The organism is Vibrio sp. 10N.222.46.A1 (assembly GCF_041473595.1).
Classification (GTDB): Bacteria; Pseudomonadota; Gammaproteobacteria; order Enterobacterales; family Vibrionaceae; genus Vibrio; species Vibrio tasmaniensis_A.
The window spans coordinates 1-419 of the sequence record NZ_JBFRSN010001691.1; the positions used below are offsets into that span (position 1 = coordinate 1).

Consider the following 419-nt stretch of genomic DNA (forward strand, 5'->3'; position numbering starts at 1 on the left):
GTCTGATGTGTTCTTTGTAGAAATACGCTTGTCGCTGCTTGGCTTGCCTGCATTTGGCTTAATATCACCGTGTTTACGGTTACCTTGATCAGCTTGGTTGTCTTTTGTTTTTGTTGATGAGGTACTGTTTTTCGACAGGCTTAGCGTCGTTCTATTTTGTGATTGGCTCATTGGGCTACTTCTTTAAATCTAAATACATCATGAATAAACGGGCATCTAACTCAAGTTGATGATATTCCGGTTCCATGTGACAGCATAGTTGGTAAAAGGCTTTGTCGTGCTCTTTCTCTTTGATGTGCGCCAGTTCGTGTACCACCAACATTCTCAGCAAAGGTTCTGGCGCATTTTTAAAAACACTGGCGATACGAATCTCATTCTTCGATTTGATCTTTCCACCGTGATTCTTCGCGACGTAAGAG

General features: G+C 42.0%; 1 protein-coding gene and 1 pseudogene. Both read right to left on the bottom strand.

The annotated features are described in order from the left end of the window. A pseudogene (locus tag AB4496_RS28885) lies at nucleotides 1-171 on the bottom strand (23S rRNA (adenine(1618)-N(6))-methyltransferase RlmF); the annotation flags it as partial. A 4-nt stretch (nucleotides 172-175) separates the two neighbouring features. Beyond that, the coding region (locus AB4496_RS28890; RefSeq protein ID WP_372133554.1) for a YgjP-like metallopeptidase domain-containing protein at nucleotides 176-419 on the bottom strand (244 nt) is incomplete at its 5' end.